Source organism: Vibrio cionasavignyae (assembly GCF_050337155.1).
GTDB classification, from domain to species: Bacteria; Pseudomonadota; Gammaproteobacteria; order Enterobacterales; family Vibrionaceae; genus Vibrio; species Vibrio nomapromontoriensis.
The window spans coordinates 1-25,300 of record NZ_JAKJSR010000011.1; the positions used below are offsets into that span (position 1 = coordinate 1).

General features: G+C 44.6%; 44 protein-coding genes. 28 read left to right on the top strand and 16 right to left on the bottom strand.

Annotated elements, in window-relative coordinates:
* The 10 genes from L4D74_RS05735 to L4D74_RS05780 all read right to left on the bottom strand — a co-directional run.
* The coding region (locus L4D74_RS05735) for a hypothetical protein (RefSeq protein WP_428751180.1) at positions 1-351 on the bottom strand (351 nt) is incomplete at its 3' end.
* A gap of 87 nt (positions 352-438) precedes the next feature.
* Positions 439-1,047, bottom strand: a complete 609-nt coding sequence (locus L4D74_RS05740) for a hypothetical protein (protein ID WP_428751181.1) — start codon at positions 1,045-1,047, stop codon at positions 439-441.
* Entirely contained in the window at positions 1,044-2,354 is a 1,311-nt protein-coding gene (locus tag L4D74_RS05745; RefSeq protein WP_428751182.1) for a zonular occludens toxin domain-containing protein, read from the bottom strand. Before L4D74_RS05745 ends, L4D74_RS05740 begins: the two co-directional genes overlap by 4 nt.
* A 13-nt stretch (positions 2,355-2,367) precedes the next feature.
* Positions 2,368-2,688, bottom strand: coding sequence for a DUF2523 domain-containing protein (locus L4D74_RS05750; RefSeq protein ID WP_428751183.1), 321 nt, complete (start codon positions 2,686-2,688; stop codon positions 2,368-2,370).
* Complete coding sequence (locus L4D74_RS05755) at positions 2,689-3,939, bottom strand: virulence factor TspB C-terminal domain-related protein (RefSeq protein WP_428751184.1); 1,251 nt, start codon at positions 3,937-3,939, stop codon at positions 2,689-2,691.
* Between the two features lie 135 nt (positions 3,940-4,074).
* Entirely contained in the window at positions 4,075-4,272 is a 198-nt protein-coding gene (locus L4D74_RS05760) for a major capsid protein (RefSeq protein WP_428751185.1), read from the bottom strand.
* Between the two features lie 247 nt (positions 4,273-4,519).
* Positions 4,520-4,867: a DUF1293 family protein gene (locus tag L4D74_RS05765; protein WP_428751186.1), complete on the bottom strand. Its 348-nt coding sequence runs from the start codon at positions 4,865-4,867 to the stop codon at positions 4,520-4,522.
* A 2-nt stretch (positions 4,868-4,869) separates the two neighbouring features.
* Positions 4,870-6,045 carry a replication initiation factor domain-containing protein gene (locus L4D74_RS05770; protein WP_428751187.1) on the bottom strand — a complete coding sequence of 392 codons (1,176 nt, stop codon included), beginning with the start codon at positions 6,043-6,045 and terminating at the stop codon, positions 4,870-4,872.
* Positions 6,042-6,245: a hypothetical protein gene (locus L4D74_RS05775; RefSeq protein ID WP_428751188.1), complete on the bottom strand. Its 204-nt coding sequence runs from the start codon at positions 6,243-6,245 to the stop codon at positions 6,042-6,044. Before L4D74_RS05775 ends, L4D74_RS05770 begins: the two co-directional genes overlap by 4 nt.
* Before the next feature lie 2 nt (positions 6,246-6,247).
* Positions 6,248-6,610 (bottom strand): hypothetical protein, encoded by a 363-nt coding sequence (locus L4D74_RS05780; RefSeq protein WP_428751189.1) that lies wholly within the window; start codon positions 6,608-6,610, stop codon positions 6,248-6,250.
* A 168-nt stretch (positions 6,611-6,778) separates the two neighbouring features.
* Between L4D74_RS05780 and L4D74_RS05785 the strand changes: the two genes are divergently transcribed.
* On the top strand, positions 6,779-7,153 hold the full coding sequence (locus L4D74_RS05785; RefSeq protein ID WP_428751190.1) for a DUF3693 domain-containing protein: 375 nt from the start codon (positions 6,779-6,781) through the stop codon (positions 7,151-7,153).
* 1 nt (position 7,154) lies between these two features.
* Here the strand turns inward: L4D74_RS05785 and L4D74_RS05790 are convergent, their stop codons facing one another.
* A complete protein-coding gene (locus tag L4D74_RS05790) occupies positions 7,155-7,418 on the bottom strand; it encodes a helix-turn-helix domain-containing protein (protein ID WP_428751191.1) in 264 nt (87 codons plus the stop codon).
* A 48-nt stretch (positions 7,419-7,466) separates the two neighbouring features.
* On the opposite strand from L4D74_RS05790, the gene L4D74_RS05795 reads away from it, so the two are divergent.
* The 26 genes from L4D74_RS05795 to L4D74_RS05920 all read left to right on the top strand — a co-directional run bounded on the left by L4D74_RS05795 (position 7,467) and on the right by L4D74_RS05920 (position 20,476).
* Positions 7,467-7,772, top strand: a complete 306-nt coding sequence (locus L4D74_RS05795) for a hypothetical protein (protein ID WP_428751192.1) — start codon at positions 7,467-7,469, stop codon at positions 7,770-7,772.
* 2 nt (positions 7,773-7,774) lie between these two features.
* Positions 7,775-8,041: a hypothetical protein gene (locus tag L4D74_RS05800; RefSeq protein ID WP_428751193.1), complete on the top strand. Its 267-nt coding sequence runs from the start codon at positions 7,775-7,777 to the stop codon at positions 8,039-8,041.
* The gene (locus L4D74_RS05805) at positions 8,038-8,349 is read left to right on the top strand and encodes a hypothetical protein (protein WP_428751194.1); all 312 of its coding nucleotides are present in this window, start codon (positions 8,038-8,040) and stop codon (positions 8,347-8,349) included. Before L4D74_RS05800 ends, L4D74_RS05805 begins: the two co-directional genes overlap by 4 nt.
* Positions 8,346-8,705: a hypothetical protein gene (locus L4D74_RS05810; RefSeq protein ID WP_428751195.1), complete on the top strand. Its 360-nt coding sequence runs from the start codon at positions 8,346-8,348 to the stop codon at positions 8,703-8,705. Before L4D74_RS05805 ends, L4D74_RS05810 begins: the two co-directional genes overlap by 4 nt.
* Positions 8,702-9,049 (top strand): hypothetical protein, encoded by a 348-nt coding sequence (locus L4D74_RS05815; protein ID WP_428751196.1) that lies wholly within the window; start codon positions 8,702-8,704, stop codon positions 9,047-9,049. The genes L4D74_RS05810 and L4D74_RS05815 overlap by 4 nt, the downstream gene beginning before the upstream one ends.
* A gap of 9 nt (positions 9,050-9,058) precedes the next feature.
* On the top strand, positions 9,059-9,253 hold the full coding sequence (locus tag L4D74_RS05820; protein ID WP_428751197.1) for a hypothetical protein: 195 nt from the start codon (positions 9,059-9,061) through the stop codon (positions 9,251-9,253).
* Positions 9,250-11,037 carry a rolling circle replication-associated protein gene (locus L4D74_RS05825; protein WP_428751198.1) on the top strand — a complete coding sequence of 596 codons (1,788 nt, stop codon included), beginning with the start codon at positions 9,250-9,252 and terminating at the stop codon, positions 11,035-11,037. The genes L4D74_RS05820 and L4D74_RS05825 overlap by 4 nt, the downstream gene beginning before the upstream one ends.
* A 22-nt stretch (positions 11,038-11,059) precedes the next feature.
* Positions 11,060-11,230, top strand: a complete 171-nt coding sequence (locus L4D74_RS05830) for a hypothetical protein (protein WP_428751199.1) — start codon at positions 11,060-11,062, stop codon at positions 11,228-11,230.
* A gap of 65 nt (positions 11,231-11,295) precedes the next feature.
* Entirely contained in the window at positions 11,296-11,631 is a 336-nt protein-coding gene (locus L4D74_RS05835) for a hypothetical protein (protein ID WP_428751200.1), read from the top strand.
* Positions 11,606-12,127, top strand: coding sequence for a hypothetical protein (locus L4D74_RS05840; protein ID WP_428751201.1), 522 nt, complete (start codon positions 11,606-11,608; stop codon positions 12,125-12,127). Before L4D74_RS05835 ends, L4D74_RS05840 begins: the two co-directional genes overlap by 26 nt.
* Positions 12,114-12,554 (top strand): hypothetical protein, encoded by a 441-nt coding sequence (locus tag L4D74_RS05845; RefSeq protein WP_428751202.1) that lies wholly within the window; start codon positions 12,114-12,116, stop codon positions 12,552-12,554. The genes L4D74_RS05840 and L4D74_RS05845 overlap by 14 nt, the downstream gene beginning before the upstream one ends.
* Positions 12,523-13,278 (top strand): hypothetical protein, encoded by a 756-nt coding sequence (locus L4D74_RS05850; protein ID WP_428751203.1) that lies wholly within the window; start codon positions 12,523-12,525, stop codon positions 13,276-13,278. Before L4D74_RS05845 ends, L4D74_RS05850 begins: the two co-directional genes overlap by 32 nt.
* A gap of 121 nt (positions 13,279-13,399) precedes the next feature.
* Positions 13,400-13,528, top strand: coding sequence for a hypothetical protein (locus L4D74_RS05855; protein WP_428751204.1), 129 nt, complete (start codon positions 13,400-13,402; stop codon positions 13,526-13,528).
* A gap of 1 nt (position 13,529) precedes the next feature.
* The gene (locus L4D74_RS05860; RefSeq protein ID WP_428751205.1) at positions 13,530-14,360 is read left to right on the top strand and encodes a major capsid protein P2; all 831 of its coding nucleotides are present in this window, start codon (positions 13,530-13,532) and stop codon (positions 14,358-14,360) included.
* Positions 14,361-14,369: 9 nt separating this feature from the next.
* Positions 14,370-14,657, top strand: a complete 288-nt coding sequence (locus tag L4D74_RS05865; RefSeq protein ID WP_428751206.1) for a hypothetical protein — start codon at positions 14,370-14,372, stop codon at positions 14,655-14,657.
* A gap of 1 nt (position 14,658) precedes the next feature.
* Complete coding sequence (locus L4D74_RS05870) at positions 14,659-14,802, top strand: hypothetical protein (protein ID WP_428751207.1); 144 nt, start codon at positions 14,659-14,661, stop codon at positions 14,800-14,802.
* On the top strand, positions 14,802-14,993 hold the full coding sequence (locus L4D74_RS05875) for a hypothetical protein (protein WP_428751208.1): 192 nt from the start codon (positions 14,802-14,804) through the stop codon (positions 14,991-14,993). Before L4D74_RS05870 ends, L4D74_RS05875 begins: the two co-directional genes overlap by 1 nt.
* Positions 14,990-15,361: a DNAase gene (locus L4D74_RS05880; RefSeq protein WP_428751209.1), complete on the top strand. Its 372-nt coding sequence runs from the start codon at positions 14,990-14,992 to the stop codon at positions 15,359-15,361. The genes L4D74_RS05875 and L4D74_RS05880 overlap by 4 nt, the downstream gene beginning before the upstream one ends.
* Before the next feature lie 2 nt (positions 15,362-15,363).
* Positions 15,364-15,825, top strand: a complete 462-nt coding sequence (locus tag L4D74_RS05885; protein ID WP_428751210.1) for a chemotaxis protein — start codon at positions 15,364-15,366, stop codon at positions 15,823-15,825.
* Complete coding sequence (locus L4D74_RS05890; RefSeq protein ID WP_428751211.1) at positions 15,825-16,550, top strand: hypothetical protein; 726 nt, start codon at positions 15,825-15,827, stop codon at positions 16,548-16,550. The genes L4D74_RS05885 and L4D74_RS05890 overlap by 1 nt, the downstream gene beginning before the upstream one ends.
* 2 nt (positions 16,551-16,552) lie before the next feature.
* Positions 16,553-17,632, top strand: coding sequence for a hypothetical protein (locus L4D74_RS05895; RefSeq protein ID WP_428751212.1), 1,080 nt, complete (start codon positions 16,553-16,555; stop codon positions 17,630-17,632).
* Between the two features lie 53 nt (positions 17,633-17,685).
* Complete coding sequence (locus tag L4D74_RS05900) at positions 17,686-18,090, top strand: structural protein (RefSeq protein ID WP_428751213.1); 405 nt, start codon at positions 17,686-17,688, stop codon at positions 18,088-18,090.
* A gap of 97 nt (positions 18,091-18,187) precedes the next feature.
* Positions 18,188-18,394 (top strand): hypothetical protein, encoded by a 207-nt coding sequence (locus L4D74_RS05905; RefSeq protein ID WP_428751214.1) that lies wholly within the window; start codon positions 18,188-18,190, stop codon positions 18,392-18,394.
* Positions 18,391-18,570: a hypothetical protein gene (locus L4D74_RS05910; RefSeq protein WP_428751215.1), complete on the top strand. Its 180-nt coding sequence runs from the start codon at positions 18,391-18,393 to the stop codon at positions 18,568-18,570. The genes L4D74_RS05905 and L4D74_RS05910 overlap by 4 nt, the downstream gene beginning before the upstream one ends.
* A gap of 230 nt (positions 18,571-18,800) precedes the next feature.
* A complete protein-coding gene (locus L4D74_RS05915; protein WP_428751216.1) occupies positions 18,801-19,613 on the top strand; it encodes a hypothetical protein in 813 nt (270 codons plus the stop codon).
* A 2-nt stretch (positions 19,614-19,615) separates the two neighbouring features.
* Entirely contained in the window at positions 19,616-20,476 is an 861-nt protein-coding gene (locus L4D74_RS05920) for a hypothetical protein (protein ID WP_428751217.1), read from the top strand.
* A 24-nt stretch (positions 20,477-20,500) separates the two neighbouring features.
* On the opposite strand, the gene L4D74_RS05925 is transcribed toward L4D74_RS05920, so the two are convergent.
* The 3 genes from L4D74_RS05925 to L4D74_RS05935 all read right to left on the bottom strand — a co-directional run bounded on the left by L4D74_RS05925 (position 20,501) and on the right by L4D74_RS05935 (position 22,086).
* Positions 20,501-20,923 carry a phage protein gene (locus L4D74_RS05925; protein WP_428751218.1) on the bottom strand — a complete coding sequence of 141 codons (423 nt, stop codon included), beginning with the start codon at positions 20,921-20,923 and terminating at the stop codon, positions 20,501-20,503.
* Positions 20,924-21,404: 481 nt separating this feature from the next.
* On the bottom strand, positions 21,405-21,716 hold the full coding sequence (yciH, locus tag L4D74_RS05930; RefSeq protein WP_428751219.1) for a stress response translation initiation inhibitor YciH: 312 nt from the start codon (positions 21,714-21,716) through the stop codon (positions 21,405-21,407).
* 1 nt (position 21,717) lies between these two features.
* Entirely contained in the window at positions 21,718-22,086 is a 369-nt protein-coding gene (locus L4D74_RS05935; protein ID WP_428751220.1) for a DUF3319 domain-containing protein, read from the bottom strand.
* Between the two features lie 96 nt (positions 22,087-22,182).
* Here L4D74_RS05935 and L4D74_RS05940 point away from each other — a divergent pair, with 96 nt between their 5' ends.
* Entirely contained in the window at positions 22,183-23,127 is a 945-nt protein-coding gene (locus L4D74_RS05940) for a tyrosine-type recombinase/integrase (protein ID WP_428751221.1), read from the top strand.
* 46 nt (positions 23,128-23,173) lie between these two features.
* On the opposite strand, the gene L4D74_RS05945 is transcribed toward L4D74_RS05940, so the two are convergent.
* Positions 23,174-24,166, bottom strand: a complete 993-nt coding sequence (locus L4D74_RS05945; RefSeq protein WP_428751222.1) for a D-alanine--D-alanine ligase — start codon at positions 24,164-24,166, stop codon at positions 23,174-23,176.
* Positions 24,167-24,373: 207 nt separating this feature from the next.
* Entirely contained in the window at positions 24,374-24,985 is a 612-nt protein-coding gene (locus tag L4D74_RS05950; protein WP_428751224.1) for an SPOR domain-containing protein, read from the bottom strand.
* Between the last annotated feature and the right edge of the window lie 315 nt (positions 24,986-25,300).

A 25,300-nucleotide genomic window follows, 5' to 3' on the forward strand; every position in this document is an offset into this window, starting at 1 on the left:
TTCTAGCTCTACGTTGTGGTCGATGAAGTGTTGTGGCTCTCCGTTCTTGAGTAGAATGAACAGCCGTTGCTCTAAATACGTACCGACCACAAAGTGGTCTTTGGGAATGTTGTACGTGGGCTTGTCTGCTTCGAGGTCTTCGCATAGCGCTGCTATGTTCGCGAGCTTGACCTTAGGTAATCCTATTAAGTTTCCTGCTTCAATAAAGCCGCCAAAAGGGGCGCTGTGTGTACTGCCACTTTTGAGCAAGGCGTTGATGTTACCGTCTTCTCGTTTGCTTGAATCGACCGCACCGTGTTCGTTGATGCGGTCAATCCGGTAGTTTGACCGTACCTGTATAGACATAAACATACGTCACCTCAAAATACTGTATGTTTATACAGTTTATTTCAATCCCCGTGTTTTTGTCCACTTTTGTGTCGTTGAACCTGGTTACAGTCATCCATCGTTGTCATTTACGATTGATTCATCAATATCAACGGTCGCTAAGTCTGTTCGCTGATAGTCATTTGAAACGGGTTCACAAGTGACAAACTTAGAACGCTGATTCCTTGTCAACTTAACCAAACAGCTATCAATAAACACAACGTCAACATTGAATGCTGACAAAGATCTATCTGAGACATAATAAGTATCACTACCCGATATCAACTTAAAGTCAACATGAACGGACTGTAAATCGTCACTGTGCTTCGACAGTTGGTATGAGGTGACATAGACATTGGTCACTAAATCAAAAAAAGGGAAGTAGAACGATAAGGAGTTCACCTCTGGTTTGATGTAATAAACATTATCGTACTGTTCAAACGTCAGATTGTGGGACTTCAAAACTAGCTTAAAGACTTCCGTATATGAGTTGGCGAAGTGAACTTGAAAGATTTTAACTCGACCATTTATTGATGAGTCAGCAATGATAGTCTTGTTCATGATTTCGGATGATAAAAGAAAAAACTCGTTGAGCGTCTTGTTGGCCATGTTGCTACTGAACGACTGAGCGAAACCTGAACAAGAAAGCAGCAAGCAAGTAAGACATATTAAAGGTTTCATTTAAAGACCTTATTAATATTGGATGATGGATTACTTCGCTTTCCCTTAGTGCCCATAAATGGGTCAAAGCTGCCATTTTTCGCAATGGTTTTACACGTAAAGTCGGTGACATCATACGCGGTTAACTGCTGAGTAAAGCACGCGCATTTATCATCATATTGGATACAAGATAGCTTTGGATAAACCCTTGGGTTAGCGGTTAGGTCATCAAAGAAAGGGGCAGAGCTCGGCATGATGTCGAATCTAGAAATAAACTTGTCTAGGTAAGACGTATCAACGTTAGAAGATGAAGCACTCGACTCCACTATAACGCGAGTATCAACAGGGGAAGACGTCTTAGATTCGATGTCGTCAACGCCAAACATACGCTCTCGAACTGGCTGGGCAATCGAACTATTAAAACCGAAATAGAGGAGGGCAATGAAGACCARAATATAGATTGAAAATAGCTTGATGTTTTTAATCATTGCGGGTGCAAGCTTCACTTTTTGGGTATGAGCAATCGCACTCAAATACAAGCCATAGTATCGAGCATCACGTTTGATTTTCACTGGCTCTACACGCCTCAAATCTGTTTTAGAGGAGATGTCAAAAAAGTCGTTATGCTCATAGCGGTACAAGTAATCACCACCAAAAAACTTGTAATACGTGAAATGGGAAATGCGGCGAGTAATGACAGGGTCAACATCCTTAAAGTTTTGAGAGATGTAAACAAGGTGGTTAGCCGAGTGCCTATGAACCGTGACAAACTCTAAATCAGGCGTTAAAACCTTGGATGACGACCGACTTGACCAGATGTTTTGAACTTCATCAACTAAAATCACAGAGCCTGCTGGTAGCTCATGCACTAAGGTAGGATCTTGTATCTGGTTCCAAGACAGCCCTAAGTTATGAATATCCTGAGCTGTTAAGTCACATTCTCTTTTATTTAAAACTGCTAATGCTTCAGCGAACGATGACAACTTCCGTTTAGATGCTACCTTTTTAAACCAAGAGAGCCACAGGGCAACGGGGTCATGTTGTTTGTACAAGTAAGCTAAGTACGGAAAATCTTCAACAGATGCCAAACGACTTTCTTTTTCAATTTTGAATAATCGGTTTTTTAAATCTACGTTGTCACTATTTTCGGGATAATAAACGCCATAAAGCCAACCTTGGAAACTATCACATACCTTAAAATCAAGTAACATAATCCTGATGCCGAAGTAATACACTGGCATCCCAAAGAAGTCATCATTTTCGATAATGAAYTTTATTGCATTGAGAGACTTGCCCGTACCGGGGTCGCCAGAAAAGCCATATAACATATATTAGTCTCAACTAACTAGGTGAACGCCAAGACGGTTTGTAACCCGTCGCTTTCATCATGCCACTTAATGTAAAGCTAAAAACAATGCACGTTAGGATTGCATTAACAGATTCCGGAAACCCACTCATACCAACGATAGCGGCCACATCAGGCGCTAAACCATTAAGTTCATTTTGAATATAGTCCCGAAATAAATCTAAACCCTTCGAAATGCCGGTATACGCGACCAAGCTAAAGCCCAAGCTCACTGCAACATAAGAGACCAAACCRCGAACAATTGAAGGAATAAGTGGAACGATAATAGTGGCTAAAAAAGTAATAAAGTAGGGCATTTAAAACGCTCCTTGTGAACGGCCTATAATCCCAAGACCCGCAAACCAACCCATTAATATCACTACAGGTGAAAACATTTCAACCGCCGAGCAGAGTGGTGATARAGGAAGTAAAAACGACACATTGGCATTAAATATTGAGAAGTTAATTTTCTTATCGGCAGGGCAAGAATTAGAAGCAGAAACACCAGAGCCATGAAGGTATTTTGTGTCTAGTTGGCTAAAATCAACTGTATCTTSCTGAACGATTAGAGCAACGTTATCAACGGATGTAAGGTCTGTTAACGATGATTCTAAAGATGACAATTCGTCACTAATACAAGACTCATCATATGAGATTTTCGCAATCATGCATTGAATGACATCACCAGAGCACTCAAATTTATCAGATGCGCAATTATAAGATGCTGAAATATCGCCAGAGCCTTCAGAACCTCCWGAGCCGCCGGAGCCTCCAGAGTTGTTATTGATAGCGTCAACGACATCATCTAGTTTCTGACCAAGCAAATTAGAGTTGGTGGCTAATGATTCGACCGTTACTGCGGTATTCTCAACAATTTTTGCTAAGTTACCATTTGTATCGACTAAGGTTTGCTCACCATCGTTATTGATGTCACCGTTACCACCAGTCTCATCGCCATTGCCTGTACCAGGAGAAAGCGAGCCGTCACCGCCACCCGAACTGCCATCACCGTTATCTTCCGGAACAGGGGGCGTTGACCCCTCACCACCGCCGGATGAAGGAGGATTACCTTTGCAATCATAACCCGTTGAAACTAGTTCATAACTACAAGTGGCTTCTTCYCCCCCAAAACCCAGACAAATGTCACCGACTCGCTTAGGTGTGGCCTTACATCGTTTAGCGCAATAGGACTCCTTAACTTGAGATGGCTTCCCCCTTAAACCCGACTGTATAACRTCACCTGCTTGAAACTCACACTGATTAGACTCACATTCAGTAGAAGGATAAGATGCAAACGTTCCGGATGGGCAAGTGTCACGTGTAACGGCAATCGAACCTTTGATCATCCATAACCACCCTGGAATTGACGGATGTTCTCTACAACTTGCCTCGACAATATCTACTGAGGGRTAGTAAGCATAATGATCGGAGAACTCCAGCCTAACAGCACCTTCGCAAGTATCAGCAGTAAACCAACCTTCGTCAATGGTTGTTATCACASCCCATCTAATATCAGCGGCGAAAGTGTTATAACTAAACATCAGCAATACAAAAAATATAATTTTCATTTAAACCTCAGCTGAGTGCGATAATATAACCCACGAGTAAAACTATTATTGTAAATACTTCTAGTGTTAGCCCCATAAATGACCTCCAAAAAAAGGGAAGCCAAAGCYCCCCTCATATTAGTTAGGATAAAGRTACTATCCGCCAATTTTACTCCAAACCCGTTTCAGCACAGTAATAACAATCATCGCGCCACCAATAACACCGACCGCTGTGACACCATCAGTGATAGARGCGGTTGCCCCAGTCACATCAATTGCAGCGAATGCAGATGGAGCGACAAAAGCTGATGCAAGCATAGCTACAGAGCCGAAAACTTTTTTATTGATATTCATACTATTTCCTTATTTGAATAATTAAGAAGACAACTTTTTATATACAGAACATGTAACAAGAAAYAACAATACGTGTGGYGTTATTTCTTGAAATTGAGCCAAAGTCATCAAAGAAGGCTCAACCACTTGTGGTATAGATATAAATCCCGAGTGACAGGCCATATTAATAATTGGTTCGTCACAAGCTAGTACGTACATATCTAGTCCCTTTATTTAGCTATTAACCGGAATTAATAAATGTTCGCATTTAAGCCTTAAGGGACTGTTGGAAATGCTTTTTAATTTCCTCATCCACTGGAATCAGTTCGGTCACAATGGCGCCAGCCAAAGGATCAAGTGGGTTGATTTCAAGTCGCAGTTCATACTCACGGCGAGGAACCAACGCGCCTGTTTTTTCGAGTTTGAGCGCGTATTGGTAGTCAACAGCTAACACTTGATCCCATTTTTCGTTGACGTCACCAGACTCACCAATGGTGCGACGCTTGTACTTGTCGGTGTTAATTTCACGCAGTGGACGCGAGATATTCAGTTGGGCGCTGTCACCGCGAAATGAGTTCCAAACGATGTCCATGCCTAATACAAAAACTGTAGCCATTGTTAATTCTCCAATATGTGTTCGACTAACTTCCCGTAGGTATCGGGAAAGGTGTATTTTTTGCCGTCTCGAATGAGCTGACCAATGGCAGTTTCAATGTCACCATCATGGAATTCGATAAAGCTGTTTAGGATTTTTCCGTACTGTCTGCGCATCCAAAAAGCAGAAGTGAGTAGGTCACATGCGGCTTTTTTCGATGGCACAGGTTTGGTGTTGAACGGCTCTGATACCGCAATGGACGCTGCAAACGCATTGATAGCTGCGAACGCGCCCGATGGATTGAGCAGAACGTCAATGTTCCACTTTTTCAGTTCAACCTCTGAGCGATACCAACTTAGGCCAGTGTTCGCTAAGTTCTGCTCAAGGGCTTTGTTATAGATTCGCCAGTACACTCGAGACGTTCGCGAGCCAATGGAATATTGCTCTTTGCTGTAAACGGGATTGCCGTTTTCGTCCATTTTTTCAATGTCGTGACCGATAGATAGCTTCGGGCCACGACCGCGAGCTGCGGTGCGAAATGCATCGTCATGCCATGCTTTGCGAGCGTATTCGCAATCAAACAGGCCGTCGTAATCGTCATACGCTAAGTCAACACGCGCTAAGGTTTGAACACCAAGCACGTTAGACAACCAATCGTGAATCGCCCAAGGTTGGCGACGGTCAAAGACGTGTTTACAGCCAGTGCCGTTAATCTGGAAATGCACGGTGTCATTATTTCCGCCGATACCAATGAAGCCGCAGAAGTCTTCACCGTCTTTGCACGTGAGCTTCATGGAGTCGCTGTAGTATTGAAAACCCAGACCACGAGGCGCAGACATTGAAAGCCCAAGCACTTGATTGGTGAAGATGACCAAACAGCGCTCAAGATACTCGCGATAGATAACTTGGAATGCAGCGGTATAGCTCTCAATGTCTTGTGTGGTCTTGGCTAGCGTCGGATTGAACTCAGGTGGAGCAGGGAACTTAGGTGCTCTTGCGTGACGCTGTAACAGTGATTTTTCACGTAACTTTAGCTGTGGTAATACGGTTCCGTGTTTAGGTGCGTTGGCTAAATTGCTATAGGCCGTGTGGCAATGACGCAAGTCTTTAACCGAAAACGTGAAGCACAGAAAGTCGATGTGAACTTGTTCTGGTTTAGCCGGTTCGAATTTCTCGATGATTTTCTTGGCCGTGTTCATTCGAATACTCCCATGTCGAAGCGCTCTTGATAGGTTGTATTGGTAATGGACACGAGTTCGTATTGACCAAACTCGGAGACAGCCCAAGCTTCAAGGTTTGAGAAAGATTTAAAGAGATCCCAATCTTCAAAACCTTTTACGAGCACAGACACCGTGTAGTCAGGCATTAGGTCGTAGTAAATTACTTGGGCTTCAGTCATGATTAACGAGCCTCGATTGAAGTGGCAGTTTCAGTATTAAAACGTTCGATAAGTTCGGCATCGACTTTAATCGCGAAGAACTTGCAGAACTGTAGGTATTCCTCAAGAAGCGTGAAATATAAACTAACAGGCTCTAATTCAACGACGAATGCAGGTGGCGTATCATCATAAGAGCGTAATCGGTGCGTTAATGACTTTGCGTTAACTGAAAACGAAGCAGAAATGTTGAATGAGAAATCATCCGAGTGCGAACGTATCATTGTTGAGAGTAAGTAGCCGTCGACGTCCTTGCGCTCAGAGCGAAAAATCGAAGCATCATTTTTGTATAACGCTGAGTTTTTTTCGTAGTGTTGTACCTGAAACATAATAACCACCTTGAATAGTTGAGTGACCACCAAGGGTGAAAGCTTCAAGGGCTAGCGCCCAAGGCGGTCAGATTCGATTTATCGAAACTATAAGTGCGATTAATCGAACTTACAAGATGCGAAAGATCGCACTTAAGGCGCTACAATAGAATTTAAAGGAGACTCGCTATGTACATAAATGAACTGTTAGACGCCTATAAAAAGGCGCAAAACTACGTACAAGACAAGCAAATTGCACATGACATGAACATAGAACCAAACAAAGTCAGCAAAATGCGTAAAGGAATTCGCTATGTGTCGGATTCTGAAGCAGTTTTTCTAGCGCAAGGTGCAGGAATTGACGCAGAAGTAGCTTTGTTGGGGTGTCACGCAGACCGCAATGATAATCCGCAGGTGAAAGCCTTGTGGGAGAACATCGCAAAAAAGTTTAATGGCGTGGGTTTATCAAGTGTTTCAACGGCTTGCGCTGGATTGGCGTTGGCATTAATGGCAGTAAGAGAACCAGTATCTCACTACGCATTATGTATAAACGGGTTAATTTAATTTAGGCAGGAGAGCCTTCTTGTAAGGCTTTGTTAATTCGAGGGTTTTTATACTTGTCTTTTAATAAACCGTATACCACATATTGATCATCAACTTGTAGCATATCAGCAATTTGGAACGCAATGTCCCAATCAAGAGAGCTACGTTCAGAGCGGTAGTTGCCTACTCGACTTGTTGAGACACCAAGCTTCTTGCACAACTGATAGTCTGAGGTTAGACCATATTTGGCTTTAACGCGATCTAATAATTCATTTGTGACGTTCATCTGTTTAGTGCTCATTCCCTGACGATTTGTTAATTCTAGCGCGACATTATGCAACTTGCATTAGGTCAAGGCACCTTGCCGTACAAAAAATCTTGCCTTATTGTTTCTACGACCAGTATGAAACAGCTTGCGGAGGCTAAGAATATGGCAAACCCCATTTACGATCCCATTCATTTACCTTGTCCAGATATGGCAGGGTGCGCAAACCCAGACCCAGACAAAACTCAACGTTCTCGCTTTCTTGTGCAAAAGCTTCGCGAAAAGCATGGTATCAGAAAACGCGTTCAACACCGTTGTAAACCGTTGACCTACCGTTGCACGCCAACACGCTGCATCGAATCGTGGGAGGCATAACAATGAGTGTACGTGAAATATGTGAACTATTGAAAGCAAAGGCAAAGTTGTTCCAATTCTCTAACATGCGTCAGTATCAAAATTTGCTTATTTGTGAAGTTGGGTTCGAAGGCGCAGAGCACTATGTTGAATCACTGAATTTTCTAAACCCTTGGCACCCATACGATAACCGAACGGATTATCTAAAGGGAAAGCTTCAGTCACGCCGCCTCAAAATGGCAGTCGCGCACAATGCACTTAAACGACGTATCGCAGGAGGTGCCGCATGAGCGTACTTTTCTGGAAGTCAGTTTTAGACAGTAACTTTGTTGCTAACACGGGCGAAGCGAATATTTATTTCACAGCGTTTGAGCTAGAAAGTATTGAAAACTGCTTATGGCTCTACCGTGATAACCAAATCGTATGTTGCATCCGTGGTGATGGCGGCATTGATAAATTGGTTCGATACGCATCACGCATTAACCGTCTTGGGGCTGAAAACTTTGGTGCGCCAGTTTTTCCAAGACCAACCCAATCCCGCAAGCTAGATGAAGCGCCCGAAACGGGCGCGGATTCTTCCCAAGGGGGTGAGGCATGAATACTGCAAAACAATATCGTTCATACGCATCAGCCCAAAAAACCAGTATGTCTGTTGGGTCAATAAACATAATAGTGCTTAGGCATGAGGCATTAACGAAGCAAGTCGGCAGTTCTGCTGCTAACAAAGTTGCTACTCTAGTCTCAAGCAATGTGCTTTGGAATCTTAAAGACGATTTCGTCAGTACTATATATTTACGCAGTAAACTTCAATCAACTAAATTGCGTGAGCTACTTAAAGCGCAGCGCAATCGCAATGAAACAGGTGATCGCAACGTGTCTGGTTTGAGAGCGCAAATCAGAACAGCAATGTCGAAAAGGCTAAGTGAAGAAACTGAAAACGGGGGTGAGGTATGAGCTTACCACCACGCGAACAGAGTTATGCTTGCCCTAAATGCAACCATAAATTCACGCGAAGTGTGGACGCGTTTGCTATCCCTCCACGTACGACACCGTGCCAACAGTGCCGATGTGAGTTCGCGACAATCTCTTTTGACAATGTATTTCAGAAACAAGCAGCGCAAAAAACACGTGTTCGCAGCGCGGGTGACAGTCTAATCAGTGCCAGTGATTCACTTAGCAAAGCAATACGAAAGAGTAATAAAGTTATTGGTTCTCGTATTGAAGTGGATCAATTTGAGCTTGAGCAAGCAACAGCCAAGCTCAAAGAGGCTGGCGAAAATTTGGCGAACTTACCGTAAGGAAAACACATGGCGACTGTAGCAATATATTCGAACCAAGCGTGTCTTCCTACAGGTGAAGACCTACCATTTACGCCACCGCGTAACTTTTATTCAGCCATTGCTGTGTGTGAGCACTATGCGAAAAATAGTGTCACTTTTGTTGCAACTCGAATCGCTGTCATCCCGTTGGAGGGTGATAAGCGTTTGGTGGTGATGGCATGAAGCATTTATACGAACCTCAAAGTGATACTCGACCCGAACCCACATTATGTCCACGGGAGGTGGGCTATATTTGCGGCAACGCCCAATCGCCCGAAAAGACACTCAAAAATATTGCCGCCATCGAGAGCGGTTTTTTTGACAGTCCAGATAAGTCATGGGCTGAAACCGAAAACCAAAAGCTTCTTATCGCTGATCAATTAGTGTTTGTTCGAAATCGTGAATCCAAAGAAATGGGGCAAGCTTACCAAGCGGGACAATGTTCATTGTTACGCCCGAATTACTTCGATGAACTACAGCGCGGAGCGCAGGGCGAAGCCCTGAAAGGACTAGGCTCGTCAAAGGGCGCAAAAGTCCGACACGGCAAAAAACACAAACATATCGACCGATTTTTAAGCCGCTCTAAGCGCTCTAAGCCGCAACAGAAGGCGCTAACCGTATTAGCCAGTACGGAAGCGTTCCAAAATAGCGACGCACTGTATGGATATACAGCTTGCGATGATGACGCAGATAAAGATGTAAAATCACGCGCATATCTAATGAATCGTGAATGGTCAAATCAATACAAAATGCAGATGGTGTATAAACCGCGTCCGAGTGATGCACCAAGTGCCAATGTGGGTGAGCGATACACGGAGAATTTAACCTCACGCGCCGTTCGTAAGATTTTTGAATCAGGGGCGTATGTGGCAACGTGCCATGATGGATTCTGCACGTTCTTAACCCTCACGTTTTCACCCGAGCAACGTGATCGAATCTTTAGTGGTGAGATTACGATAGGCTCTGAAGTGTCCCGTTTTCTAGATGGCACTAAAAAGCTATTCAAGCGTGGCTTTGATGCGAGCATTAGCAGTGAAACCCATACGCAGCAAGCGATTAAAGAATGTGACGATGTCACTTTGGTTGCGGGTAGTAATGCGAATTTTCATTATATTTGGGTGGCTGAATGCCCGGCAAACGAAGACGGCGAACCTAACCCGCATGTTCATATTTTGCTTAACTGGCAAGTTGATAAAGCCATTTTTCGAGCGTGGGCAAAGCGATTAGAAAAAATCTGGGGGCATGGCTTTGCTAACTTAGAACGCATCAAACAGCCCAAAGCGGCGAGCTCTTACCTTATCAAAGCGGTTGGCTATGCCGCCAAAGGTGGCAACGCTGAACAAGGGCTAATTCGTGGCAATCGCTATAATATCGCCCGTTGTTCTCGCGCTCCGGCGTGGGAAGTGATGGCAAGCTTTGACGCTGACAACATGGCAGCGATTATCAAAGAGTGCGGCTATCGTTTGGAGCGTTGGCGCAAACCGATATTACGCGCCATACACCGCAAGGAAACCAAAAAACAAGACGCGATTCGAGCATTGAACGTCGCTAATAAGCAAGGCAACAAGAGTAAGAGCTTTAAACTGAAACACTACATCAACAAATTGAGCCAAGAAATCACCGACCACAAAGCAGAAAAACAGTCACGCGGCGTGTTTGCTCGTAGTGATAACACGTTCTCGATTTGCTTTGACGGCGACGGCGCCAAAAACAAGGTCGATAAGTTCTTAACGTGGGCGGCTGGCGCACGCAATTGGTCAATGGTGGCAAGTGACATTGAGTTTAGTGACATCAAAGCCCAAGCCGATGCCTATTACGCCGATGAATATCAACAGTTTTTGAGCCAGCGCTGCAATTGGCAATCGCTTTTATCTCAAGAGCGACCACCCATACCGACCGATGAAGAAATTGCCACCTTGCAAGCGTGGAATCGGTCACTGCAAGACGAATACCACCAACTTCACTAAATGACGAAAAGGAATGAGAGCATTGAGTAAAGCACATCAAATTACTGAGCAACTGGAAAGCGAAGTTACCAGCAACGCCAACTTGCCGTTACTTGGCAAATTAATGGCACCGGTTCGATTATGTTTGGTCTGGATGAAACTAACTAACGAACGTCTTCAGCAGATTGAAAACGATTTGAACCCGAAAGTATAACCACCCATTGTTTACGTCGTGAGACAGAGACACTTAATCCCCAACGTCGTGAGACAGAGGCAAGCATGAAAACCAATACTACCGCGCAGAATCAGCGCAATATCGACACGCTAGATAAATTTGAAGCGTTAGAAAGCAAAATTGAAACACAACTCAACATCTTGAAAGAACTCGACCCGTCCAGTTTAGCGGGGCTATTGCCAAAGGTATTAATGGGCAAAGCGAATCCGTTGGAGCTGTTAGGACTTGATCCGAAATTGTTCGATAACATCGAGTTATTAACCAAGTTTAACCGCGCCGTTCGTGCCGAACATCGCGCTCAACTGGTTAGTCACATGAATGAAGCCAATTTGATTGAGGATGCGGAGGTGACGCATGGCGAAAACACCGAATCCAAGTAAAGGCTTTGTGCCGTGTCCGGTTTGCCAAACACCGTCAACCGTGCACATGGTTGGCGAAGGGCGCTTAATTGAAACAGGGGAACCGCCTAAAAATGGGCGCAACCTTGGTTTGCATTATTACCGTTGCCCAAAGTGCGGCAACAGTTCAATGAGTAAGAGCGTGAGCCAATATTGCGTCGACCATTTAGTGAGTACTGAAAGCGCTGTGCAACCTTTACCCGCCAAGCCTGAGCCGATTAAACCCGACTCGGTTGATGTGGTTGAATCAACTGTTGAGCCATTGCCAGGTGAGAACATTGAACCGTCATTGCCTAATGATTTACCCAACGAATTGCCAACCGAACCCAACGACGTTAAAACCGAACCGCGCAATTACAAACCGATGATCTTAAAAGTCACTGGATGTTTAGCGCTGCTTTTAGTGGTGGTGCTTATTGCCAAGCGCATGTTACGTCCGGCGCCAGAATTGGAGGTTACCGCTAATGGACACGATTAATGGACAGGTTGAAAGTGATGGCTTTGGTAGTTTTGACGACTTTATTTCAGAGTTAGAAAGCACAGAACAAAGCGATGTGCCAACGCAAGCGCAACCGGAAGACACCGAACCCGATGCGGGTGAAGCCTTTGAAGGGATGCTCAACATCGTGTTGACCATTGCTGAACAAGCGACCTCTATTATTTCGGACGTTGAGTTTAGCTTTGATGATAAGAGCAAAGCGGCGATTGTTGACGCGGCGAAACCCGTTATCAATAAACACGGCAAAGGGATGCTTGGCGCATTTGGGGATTACATGGAAGAAGCCACGCTTGTCATGGCATTGCTTGCGCTCATGTACACATCGAAACGCCAACTCAAGCAACTCAAACACGTTAAGCAGGAGGCGGAGAAGAATGAATCAAAACGCGTTACCCAACCCGATTAATTCCAATCCGTCCCACGATGCCGAGCACACCATATATTTAGCAGGGACAGGCGGCGGTAAAACGTCCGCCGTTAAACATATGGGGCTGGTTCCTAAAAGTGGTCAGGCATTGTTTTTTGATCCATACCGAAACTACGCTGGCAGTAAGTTTCATGGGCAAATGTGTCACGGGTTTTCGGAGCGCTCCAAGTTTGTGAAAGCCGCCGTTCGTGCTCGTAAAAACAAGCAGCCATTCAAAGTCGCCTACATTCCGAAACAAGGCGCCAATATGTCGGAGTTGGAGTTTTTCAGCGCGGTATGTTGGGCGTTAGGTGATGGACTGGCGGCAAAGCTGCATGTGGTGATTGAAGAACTAGCCAGTTGCGCGGAAACCTCGGGCAAACTGGACGGTAAAACAGGCGAGCTGCTTCGCGGTGGTCGTCAATTTGGTTTGGTGGTTCATACCGTGTTTCAGCGTGGGCAAGAAGTGCCTAAAACCGTGACCAACCAATCCAGTGTGTGGTGGTGTGGTGCGGTAAATGATGCCACCGACGCGGAATGGATAGCGAAACGTAAAGGCATTGAACCAAGCGAAGTTGCCAAGCTTATTTCTGCTAAGAAAAACAAGGAGACCATAGGTAAACCTATTGCCGAGTATTTACTGATTCGTGATGGCATAGGCAACATCGAAAAAGCCGCCTTTAATTGCATGACAGGCAAGAAATTAACCCGCCAATACCGTTGAATCCAACCTATAGGTTAACCGTTAACCTATAGGTTGAACTTACTTTTCTTTTTTCATTCTTACCGCCATTGTTATTCCCGCCGATTTACTTAACAACCAACGTCGTGAGACAGGGGAAACAATGAAAGCAAGTCATAAAACAATGGCAGTGACCATTTTGTTCGCATTGATTGTCATTGCTGCAATCAACAACGTAGGCGCACTTCAACCGTTGAAAGAACAAATCAACGGTGACAAAGGGTGGTTCTAATATGGAGATGATTCAAACGCCATTTAACCCTCGTCCCCGTGAACTTGATCCGGTTGAAGGTGTGAACTGGGGCAACCAAGCCACATTGCGTTTGGTCAGTGGTCCAACATACCAAAACTTTGAACTGGTTACGGACATTACTGAGCCAACCGACATTGAACGCATTCGTTTAACACTCAACGGTAAAGAGATTGTGAGCGTGTCCGGTCAAGACCTCGTTGACTTCCAAGAGCACCGCAAACAATTCACGCAAGCGGGTCGTTACATCATTCCATTTGCTGATCTCTCTTTGCGTACCAAAGTGGGTGTGCGAACGGGTGAGCTGGTCACGCTTAAAGGTGAAATTTGGATGGTCTACATCCAACTGAAAGCCAAAACGGGTCAACCTGCACCGTCAATCCGCGCTCGTGCTCATACCACGGCAGCGCAATCCACACGTTACTACTTGCCGCGTCTTTATAGCCTGACATGGTTTGCCGCAGCAGCAGGACGCACACCGTTCGATTTTGCCGAGCGTTCACCGTTCTTTTCACTTAAACGCATGCACTTCAAAGACGACTCCATTGATCGCGTTCGTGTGCTTCGTGATGGTCGTGAAGAAATGAACGTTTGCCAAGCCGATAACGCCTATGACCTTGCGGTAGCAGGACTTGAGCAAAATCTTGGTTGGTTCTCGCTGGACTTCATTCGTACGGGCTTTGGTGTTGAAGGGCGCTTGTCGACCAACGCACTGCAACAACTGACGTTTGAACTTGAAAAGTCGCAAGCAGGAAGCGTGACCGTTCTTATTGAAGCAATCGAGCAAGTGCAAGCATTGCAGCAACCCAAGTAAGGGGGCGCTATGGATTGGTTTAACGACATTCTTGAAACAGGTGGCGAAATTCTAGGGGGCGCGGTGGATACCGTTGGCGGGTTTTCGGATGAATGGTTGGGTATCAAGCTCGATGGCGAGTTAGAGCGCGCCGATTCCAGTAACCCCGATGAACAGCGCAAGCATCAAAACGACTACCAAGAACGTAATGGTGATGTGGTGCAACTGCAACCCATGTTCAACAACACCGTCGTCATGGGTGTGGGCGCCGTCATCGTGCTAGCCATCCTTTTCTTTGCCTTAAAGAAAGGGGGTTAATGTGCCAATCGTCGCAGTCGCCGTGATTGCGGGGACATTGGGTTTAGTGGGCGGGTTTACTCTCAGTCAGGGAGTAAGCCGCGCCGCATGGCTCGGGGTCGCGTTAATCGTCGTGTACGTACTATTTAACAAAGGGAAAGGGTAATGCTGGGAAGTTTAACAAGTCTGACAGGCGGTGGTGGTTTTACAGGTGGCGCGTCGGGTCCGGCAACCTCAGGTAATAACACCAATGCGGGACAGTCAGTAACGGGCATCAATATGGGCGGGGGCGTGAATCCTTGGCTCATTGGTGGCGTGATGATTGTCGTGGTCTTCTTAGTGATGAGAAAAAAATGATCACCTATCTGGATAAATGCCCCAAAGCACTCGAACGGCTACGCCCAGCGTTTCGCGCTTGCCAACCTGATTACGACAAACTCAAGCAGGAAGTGCAAGCGGGACGCGTGGGATTGTATGAACTCGTGGATGAGAACTATCACATCACATTAGCGGGTGAAATAGTTGAACGTTCGTACTTTCTTTGGGGCGTGTCGGGTCACGGTGTGGTTCCCGCGATGCGTGAGCTACAACGCTACGTCAAACAGGCAGGACTCGACACCATTTCAGCCGATACACATTTTCCCTTGGTTGCGCGGCTTTGTCGCCAACTTAAAACAACCGAACGTGCCAGTGGTGACGCCACTCGCATGGAAATGGGAGTGTAAACATGGGCGGTAGTTCAAGCTCAAAAAGTAGTTCTAACACCACTAACGTTAGTGGTCAAAATGCCATTAGTGGTGACAACTTAGGCACGGCAATTAGTGGCGTTAATAACTCCACGATTTCCGTTACGGCGACCGATTACGGCGCCATCGACAAATCGTATGAATTCGCAGGGCAGGCGCTCGATGAAACGATGGATTTCGCAGGGCAAGCACTCGGGGAAAGCATGGGGTTTGCCGAAAATGCGCTTGATGAGTTCTCATCCGCTAACAGTGAAAACCTGCAAATGTTAGCGGGGCTATCGGGTAGCCAAGCAGAACAAAACACAGAGAACATCAGCGCCATGATGGAGCTTGCCAAGTTCAATAAAGACGGTGGACAGAGCAAGTTAAGCCAACAACAACTCATCTTGATGGCGGTCGTTATCGTGGTGATTGGTTTGATTGCTTATAAGGCGGTGAAGTAATGCAACTTGATTTTCAAAGTGGGATGACCATTCCGGTCACGCTGGCGTCTGAGTGGGTCTTTGTCGAAACCGCGACCAACAAGATTGAAATCCAAATTGAAGCCACGGGAGAGCGCATTAAGCTCGGGCAGCAGTGCTTATTCAAATCAACGTCGGGGTTATTAGGGCGCTGTTTGATTACCGCCTCGGGCGTGGTTGAGCTTGAACATGGCATTGGTGAATTTACACCATCCATTGAAGGGCAAAGCCTTGTGGTATCAAGCATCCCGCCAATGGAGATTGCCGCCGGACAACAAGTGATCGTCTCGCAACTTCCCGCAATTAATGTGGCGCCAGGTCAGCAGATTGCAGTCAATGCGCTACCCAACATTGTGCTTGCCGATGGTCAGCAAGTTGGGGTCGTAAACATGCCCGATATGACGATTGCGGAAAAACAATATGTACGTATTGAGTCCATGCCCGTGATGAAAGTCGCCGCCAATCAGCAAATTGGCATTAAGCGCAGCGCCGTATTGTCAACGAGTGAAGTGAGCGTGTTTCCGCACGACATAGCCAGTAATAGCGACCGACAAAAACTCATCATCAAAGCCCCAGCGACCAATACCGCCACCGTGATGATTGGCGCGTATGGGTTAGATGCAGGGGAAAAACTAGAAATTGAATCCACCGCCGCCATTGCGATTACGGGCAGCGCTGGCGACACCTTACACATTATGGAGTGGTAGCAATGAGCGTTCGTGACAATCTACCCACAGGCAACAGCCGAAACAAAATTGAATACCTTGCCGACTGCATTGATAAAGCAGGCAGTGCACCGGATAACCTGTTATTGAATCCAGACTTTACGTTAACCACGCCGGACTTAAAGCGTTTGAGCAATTTAACCAACATGATTAACTTCAAAAGTCAGGCATTAACGCAGATGTACGCCAACCGCTCATTTGGGCAAGTGGCGATCCCTTATTGGAACATTGAAGTGGTCGCAGACAGCGTATCGAATTCATTTGTGGAGTTCTCCCATGATTGCGAGTCCGGCGCCAATGACAGCATCCATTACAAAGCCAAATCCACCGTTGATGTGATGTCCGGTTACGATGTGCGAGTGATGCTGTATAGCGTGTTCACCGCGCCCCATGAAGCGGAAAACGGACACTACATTAACAATGAATATTGGAGCGAAAACAAATCACATTCGGTGTTCTTGCATGGCATCAACCAAAGCATGACCAGTGGGCGCTTTGGCATTGCCAAGTTAGATGATATTACGGGGGAATTTGAGTCCGTGGTGGCGCAAGCGCCGTTTGATGAAACATGGGACAAACCGAAACGCCATTGGATTCATGGTATCAAGCTTGAACCCGCAAAACTGTATGCGTTCTTTGTTGAAACACAAAAAGGTCGCAGTGGCTATCACTGCCTAGAAACGGGCGTGTTCTTAAACCCAACCGAAACCGACATGGTGCCAAGCTTAACGCCCGTGCGTGAAAGCCGTTTACGTTCGTTCGTCAACCTTGGCACCTACACAAAAGACGCCATTGCCGCAGGGGTCGATATTCCAGTGAGCCAGTTTGATACGCCGCTTGGGGTCGAAAAACAACTGATTTTCTATGGCATTGCGTCAACCAGTAACGGGTCAAAGTACCTTGTAAAAGATCCTTTATCGGTAACAGCCAACAACTATCAGAGCGTGAAAGTGCAGGGCGCCATTGCTAGCCAATACATTACCGAGATTGAGTTGATGGTTCACCATTCAGCAACGCCGTTGTACCTGAATTACTTCAATTCACCCAATTACGTGGCGCTGTAGCGATGCGTGGTTATTTACTTTTAATACTCATCTTTGGAGGTTGGCTTTTCTTTATGAGCAAACAAGCCGTGCGTGGAATACGCAATAACAACCCACTGAACATTCGAGTGGGTAACGACTGGCAAGGGGAAGCGTTCGTGTCTCGCGATCCTTCCTTTGAAACCTTTTCACACAGCAAATTTGGATTTCGAGCTGGCGCCAAGATATTGCGCAATTATCAAAGTATCTACGGGCTTAACACGGTGCGAGAAATGATTTACCGCTTTGCACCGAAAAATGAAAACGACTCAGACAATTATGCGCGCTTCGTCGCCAAAGGCATTGATGTGGGTTTGGATGAACCAATTAACCTTGGCAATGACCAGCTGCTTGCCAAGATGCTCCACACCATGTCGATTATGGAAGTTGGTCGCTATTACTCGGAAAGTGATGCTCTAAAAGGGGTTCAACTCGTATGAGCAAGCCTGAAATGATTCAGCGCGTCGCGGTTGGAGTCCTGACCGCGTTAATCAGCGCTTATATATGGAAGCACATTAATCGTAAGGAAAACACGGTATGAACATCGATTTAAACCAACCCTCAACCAAGAAAGGCATAGTGTTATTAGGAGCCGCGGCGGCTATGTTGTCCGGTCATCCTGAATTACTGACTGCATCGGTCACGCCGGACGGCATTCAAGCAGGGGGCATATTAGGCGCCACTGTCCCAATCTTTATGGGCTTATGGGAAGTGATCCGTAATGAGTTTAAGGGGAAAGAATGACAGAAATCCCCGCCTTGGCGCTACTGGCAGACCTTGGCTTTAAGCCCACGGAAATATTAATTCTTGGTTTGCTCTGGCAGAACGTGAAGAACACACGCACCTTGCTCGACAAACTCATTGAAAAGGTGGGACGCCTCGAAAGTGAAGTTGGACAGCAAAGCAACAAAGTAGGATAGGGCGCGAGCCACTTCAAACCCTGACTGTTAACGGTTTTCACACCAAGAATGACCGTCTAAGCTAATTACATCCTTTGGCAACTTTTGCTTGCTGCCTATGGGATAAAAGCCGAACTCTTTGATAGGGTTCGGCTTTTTTGCGGTTCAATAACACAATAATGCGCAATTACTCTATTACTCAACTATATGCTGATGTATGATTCGCAAAAAATAATCAGAATGAGTTTAACATGGCTAATTTAAACGTTGAGGTATTAGGTAAACAAAACCTCGTAGCAGTGCTTCGCACTGAAACAGATGGACAAATGGCTGAAACGCACGAATGTGAAATTGAATGGACAGATGGATCCATTACACGTGCGTATGTCAAGCGGTACAGTACGACGAGACAACTTGCGTTAACAAACGAAATTACTGGTTATATTGTAGCAAATGGATGTGACCTTCCAGTTCCGAATCATATTGGCTTTATTCAACTACCTTCAACCTGTTTCCCTGCATCTCATGGTAACTATATTGATTGGTGTTTTGTTGCAAGTACGGTTGCGGGAACTACACCAAAAAGCGTTTTTTCGCCTGCCAATATTGCTCATAGTAAAACTCTACTAGACTTGGTCGCAAACTGGAATAAAATTGAAAGCGTCGTGGCATTTGATGACTGGGTAGCAAACCAAGATAGAAATATGGGTAATCTAGTAGTACAAGATAAGCAGAATATCTTTTTGATCGACCATGGAAATTTACCCGTGAAGCTAAACTGGGATATTTCTGATCTTGACCCAACCATGGAAGCTAAGAGTATATTGATGAGTATGTTATACAAGTTTGGATGTGTTCCTTTACCTGTTAAAAGTGGTATCGCAAAAGCTACACAAGAACACTCTAAAGTATATAACAGTGTGTCCAATGAGCTACAACATTGGTGGAATCAGTTACTAGTTGGTGATACTGCTAGAATTAATGCATTAGACGCATTTTTGGCCGCGAGAGCTAACCTCGGCACGACTAGAATATCAAAAAACTACAACATGTTGGTGGTATAAAGATGTTGAAACTCGATGAAATACTTAAATCGCAAACTAAACGAGAAAATATAGAAGGCTCATGGTTTAGTATTCAGTGGTCTCCTGATATTGGAGCAGGAGAGCTGCATAATATTGGAGTGGGTTTCCGTTCAACTGATGGGGCATTGAACGTACGGATGTTAGATTATTTTGACCGCATAGAATGTCTGTACTCTAAAGAAGCTATATTTCATGTACAGTTGGCGTGCGATGTAGCTCAAGAAAGTATTCTTACAACAGGTAGTACTGAGAATATTTCACCCCAAATTCAGTGTCATCATAAAGGGTTTGCTCAGGGGAAATCTGAGAGCGAAATTCTGAAAAAGCTCTACAATTCAGTCGTATCATTAGGTCATAAAAAGCGTATTCGAGCGTCTGCCTCAACATTTACAACTATTAATCGAGACAATTTTTATACTAGCCTTAAAGGGAAACTACAGGTAAATCTTGAACTGGATTATATTAAGCATGTTCCTGAAAACCCATATCATAATGTGAAAGACGGTAACTTTTCACATAAGCTATATTTACCGTTTAGAAAGGAACAAGGGAACGCAACTCTTGTATCTGCTGCGTACACTAATGACCAGCGTGTGAAATGTAATCTATATGATGGTTCTAGAGACATTGATATTGCAATTGAACAGCTCAAATCTAAAAACAATGCTATTTTCCTGATTGCTCCTGGCGACGGTTTAGATGTAAGCAAGCGTACAATTATCGAAAATGATATAGATAAATTTACATGGTTAATGAGTAGACATAATGTTCACATTGATTGTGAAACTGATGAGGATATCCTCGCTGATCGTATTACGGATTGGTGCATAAGAGCAGCATAAGAAAGCCCGTAAAAGGGCTTTCTACTATTTAAATTTAGTAGGAACCCAAGGCGCCGCACTCATGCGGCGTCCACCTCGAAACGGCAGCACATTCTCTTTAGCCGGATAGAACGTCACATTGTCGATGTGACCGTGTAACTCAATCAATTGCTGATACTCATCACGCCAATGCCCAAAAGACTCCAATTCCTTTGGACTGAATTCGCGTCCGGTGGGCGTAATCAACACAGCCCGAGATTCATCAACCCGAAAACCACGCCAACGCATGTCATTAGGCAAATAGCCAAGCGATTTCACGATAAGCAGCTTTTCAGCCATGGGATTGATCGCAACGGTGCCATCAAGCCAACGACGAACGGTGGCGACATTAACGTGAAAAAACTCAGCGCCTTGACGAACGGATGAAAACTCACGCCAGTAAAGCGTTTTGAATGACTCATAAAACATGAAGTGCCTCACAAATTTGAAGGGAGACGAAATTATTTTTTTCGCCCAATTTGCGGCTGTTAGAGGTGTAATTTGCCGAACGCTGCATAATGCGCAACAGTGATGGAAGCAAGCCATTCGGATTGTATGAGGGATTAACGCTGAGAAACGAAATGTTTGTAGAGAGTTCGGCATACATATCAATAACTTACTGTAATGAATGAGACAGTTTTGAACGTGTGTGCCTAAATGTTAAATTTGGGTGCTCTAGTGCGCATTATGTATATTATGTTAAATACAGTGTGGCATTAATAAGAACAACCTCTATTTGCGCTGTCCCTACTACTATCAGTCGTTATTATTGAGCCGTATTTAACGATAACGCTATTTACCATAAAATACCTAATAATCACTTTCTTAATTTGGATTAAGAAACCGATCATTATGTTATTCCGTTTGTGTGAAAGCCAGCACGAGCACTGGCTTCTACGCGGTCATGGTTTTAACCGCCGGATAACTTAACCGTATAGCCTTTCTTTTCAAGTGCTGCTTTGATTTTATCTCGAGCATCGCCTTGGATTTCAATGGTGCCGTCTTTAACAGAGCCACCACAACCACATACTTTTTTAAGTTCAGCCGCGAGTAGCTTTAGTGGCGCGTCATCTAAGTCCAAACCTGAAATGACGGAAACGCCTTTACCTTTACGTCCTTTGGTCTGCTTTTGAATGCGGACAATACCATCACCTTTTTCGCGCTGAGGTGAAGGTTTGTCTTCTTTGATACGGCCAGTTTCTGTTGAATATACAAGTGTCATGTTATTTCTTTAGTTGCTCTGCTTTCTTTTTTGCGACCAGGTAAGCTTCGATATGCTTTTGGATAGCTAACTTACCACCTTTGATAAGTTTACCATTAAACATACAGTACCATGCGTTATTTTCGCCAGTATCATTTTTTATCATATAGCCATTAAACAGCTCTTGTGCACCAGCACTATCGGTCCGTTGTGCTGCCGTTGCTAGCTGTGACGGGTCGATAATTGAGGCAGTATCACACCACCAGTCGATACTTTTTTTAATAGCCGATAGACTTCCCTTTAGCTCACGGTTTTTGATTGTGACTTTCCAGATTTGGTTTTCACTACCGATCGACTTAAGGGTGAACCCTCGATAACTTGCTAAAGCCATAAAGATGCATCTCTTATTTATTGTTGCTAAACTTCTGTTAACGCGTCTATGTTATCAGTTATTATTTACCAATCAATTAAGTTATAGTGCATTAAAATGAAAAAAGACATACCTGTGATCACAGAAAGACACCAAGTTGATAAATTTAAATCGCTTCTGGTCGATTCTATAACTGCAGAGCAATTTAATGAATTAACAAGCTGTTATTACTCAAAAAGTTCATTACTAGCACTATCCAAAGATTGGCGTCTATTTAATGACTTTTGTCGATTAAACGGAGTCTCAAGTATTCCAGCATCAGTTACCGCCGTTAGACGCTTTCTTGATAAAGAGCGACACACAAGGAAATACTCCACATTAAAGCGTTACGTGGTCACGGTGGCCGTAGTGCATACAGTCCTAGGATTAAAAGACCCTACGAAAGGTCGAGAAATAGGGTTATGTCTCAATGAAATCCGAATAGCAGGCGCAGATAAAGTAAAGGAGACTAACGCATTTACCGAAAATCATTTAAGTGATTTACATACCCTACTTTCAGCATCGCCTGAACCTAGAGATCGGCGCGACCTTGCCATCTATTACGTCATGTATGAGTGTGCGTTAAAGCGAAAGGATTTACGACAATTAACTCAAGAACATGTCGAAACGTTAGATGAAACTAGTTATCTAAACATAGACGGCACCCGCTATGTATTGAGCCATACTGCCGCATTAATATTGATCGCATGGCTAGACTATAATCCCTACACTCCTCTTTTTGTCTCAATCGATCGACATGGCAATATGAAGGATGGCGTCCTAGACGATTCATCCATCTACCGAATATTGAGACGCGCTAGTGAGTTGCTGAATTTACCAGACTACCGGCGTTTCTCTTCACAGTCTGGTCGTGTTGGAGCCGTGAAAAAGCTGTGGAGTGAAGGTTATAAAGTACGGGATATACAAGAGTTTGGGCGTTGGGCCAGTCCCGCGATGCCACTTCAGTACACGGGTAATCCAGGTAGTTCGGAGAAAGAGAAGAGTAAATTTAAGCCGTCATAACACCCTGCTGATATTAGAGTGTTATGACTATTATAGCTTCAACGGTTTAGGCTGTACGCTCTATACAGTCAATAACAAAGTCAGCGAACTTCACGCCTGAGTGTTCCACCATTTTAGGGAACATAGATATTGGGGTCATGCCGGGGAACGTGTTCACTTCATTCAAATAGATGTCATCGTCTTCTGTTAAGAAAAAATCGATACGAGAAAGGTGTCGTAACTTCATCTGAGTGAAGACTTTCTCTGAATACTGCTGAATTTGCGCTTGCTGGTCTTTAGTTAAGCCTTTTGCTTCAACGTCCGTGGTTGAATGACTTTCAGAGCTGTATTTCTCATCATAAGAATAAAAGGTTCCTTCCGGCGCGGTGACTTCTCCTGGTAAGGTAATACGTAGCTGCCCTTTATACTCATACGCAGCAACTTCAAGCTCACGTGGTTTTACTGCCTTCTCAATGACAACTTGATCAGAGTAACCAAAGGCCGCATCAATAGAATCAGAAAGCGCTCCCTTACTAGTGACGTTGTAACAACCCACTGACGAGCCTTGCTTCGCAGCCTTAACAAATACTTTTCCCCACTTATCGAATGCATCATGAGCCTGCATATGTGCGCATTCATTATTTTCAGTCAAAAAGAGATACGGAGTATTTGGAATACCAAGCGTGTCATACCATAGCTTAGAGGTGATTTTATTAAAGCTATTACAGCTCGCTTCAGGTCCGCAACCAAAATAAGGAATGTTTGCTATTTCCAGCAGCGATTGGATATCTCCGGTCTCACCAGGGAAACCGTGAATACACGGGACGACATAATCGATGCTGTGGTGATAATTTTCTCCAACTAGGGCTTTTTTGTTGACATCCAAAGACACTAGCTGGCCATCTTGAGATCGCCAGCCGTCTGCAGTGATTTCAACACGTATAACATCAAAACGAGGATTGGTCTGTAGCTGAGATTCAAGGTAATCAGCAGACACAAGTGAGACTTCATGCTCGCTTGAGGCGCCGCCACATAGTAGAAGAATATTCATGTTTGACATTGTACATCTGTCCTTAGGTCGTTGGAGTTAAATCATAAACGATCGTGCCCTAAGATTCAGTCCAAAAAGTGTTAAATATCCCGAAAACCTTACTGTATGGATATTTAACATACAAAAATGCACCCAGATCATGAGCCTTTAACTCAATAGCTGGGTGCATGATATTCGGCGAGTCTAACTCGAGGTCAAAAATCGTTAGCTATTGCCCTAATTAAGTTTACTTAATGTTGGGTAATCTGATTTTTTAATCTTGTCGATACTTTTTACAAATGGCTTAAGTGATTGAAATTCTTTTGGCAATGTCGCGATTGCCGCTTGTGCTTTTTTGCGAGTGGCATAGTCTCCATACAATACTGAATACCATTTAGTGCCATTGACCATCTTGTAGTTTTCCCAAACCGGTTGACCGTTTTTAGGCAACTTTTCCGAGAATAAAGTTACTTTATCTTTCGAGCCAACAGCTGCTACCTGAATCGTAAAGCCGTAACGATAGTCTTGATCGATTTGTTTTTTCGACGGTGGGACGATTTTAACGACACTCTTATCTGCTGCGCTTGCTTTAGCAGGCTGAGCTTGAGTTTTCGTTACAACGGACTGAGGCTCAGCTTTTTGTGGTGCCGGGCTTTTCGTTACGTCCCTTTTCTTTACTGCTTCTGTCGTACTTGCCGCTGCCGCAACCGCAACAGGTTTGACTGCCGTCGATTCTACGACAGGTGTGTAATCTTCACGGTAGCTTTCAGATTTAACTTCAGACACGTAGTCACCTGAAGAACAAGCCGCCAACAATGCGGTGATACTTACGATAACAATTTTTTTCATAGTTTTACTGCCCAAATATCAAATTCTCTAAATCATGCCGACAGAAATTGTTTCATTCAATCATTCCGAATGTCAGCAGTCCAATGCTGTGACATGTTACACAATATTCGAGACACAGCAATATGTTATCTCTAAATTTAGACAATGAAATTCCGACTGAACAGGGACTGCGCTACTATGTAGTTAGTAAACTGGTGTAGTAAGTAAACCAATGTAGTCACTAAAACAGTATCGTGGCTAAAGCAGTCTAGTCGATATCGAAGCTAGTAGTTAACACAACCTTTACTTAGGTGCTCTTGTTGGTAAACCGCCTTC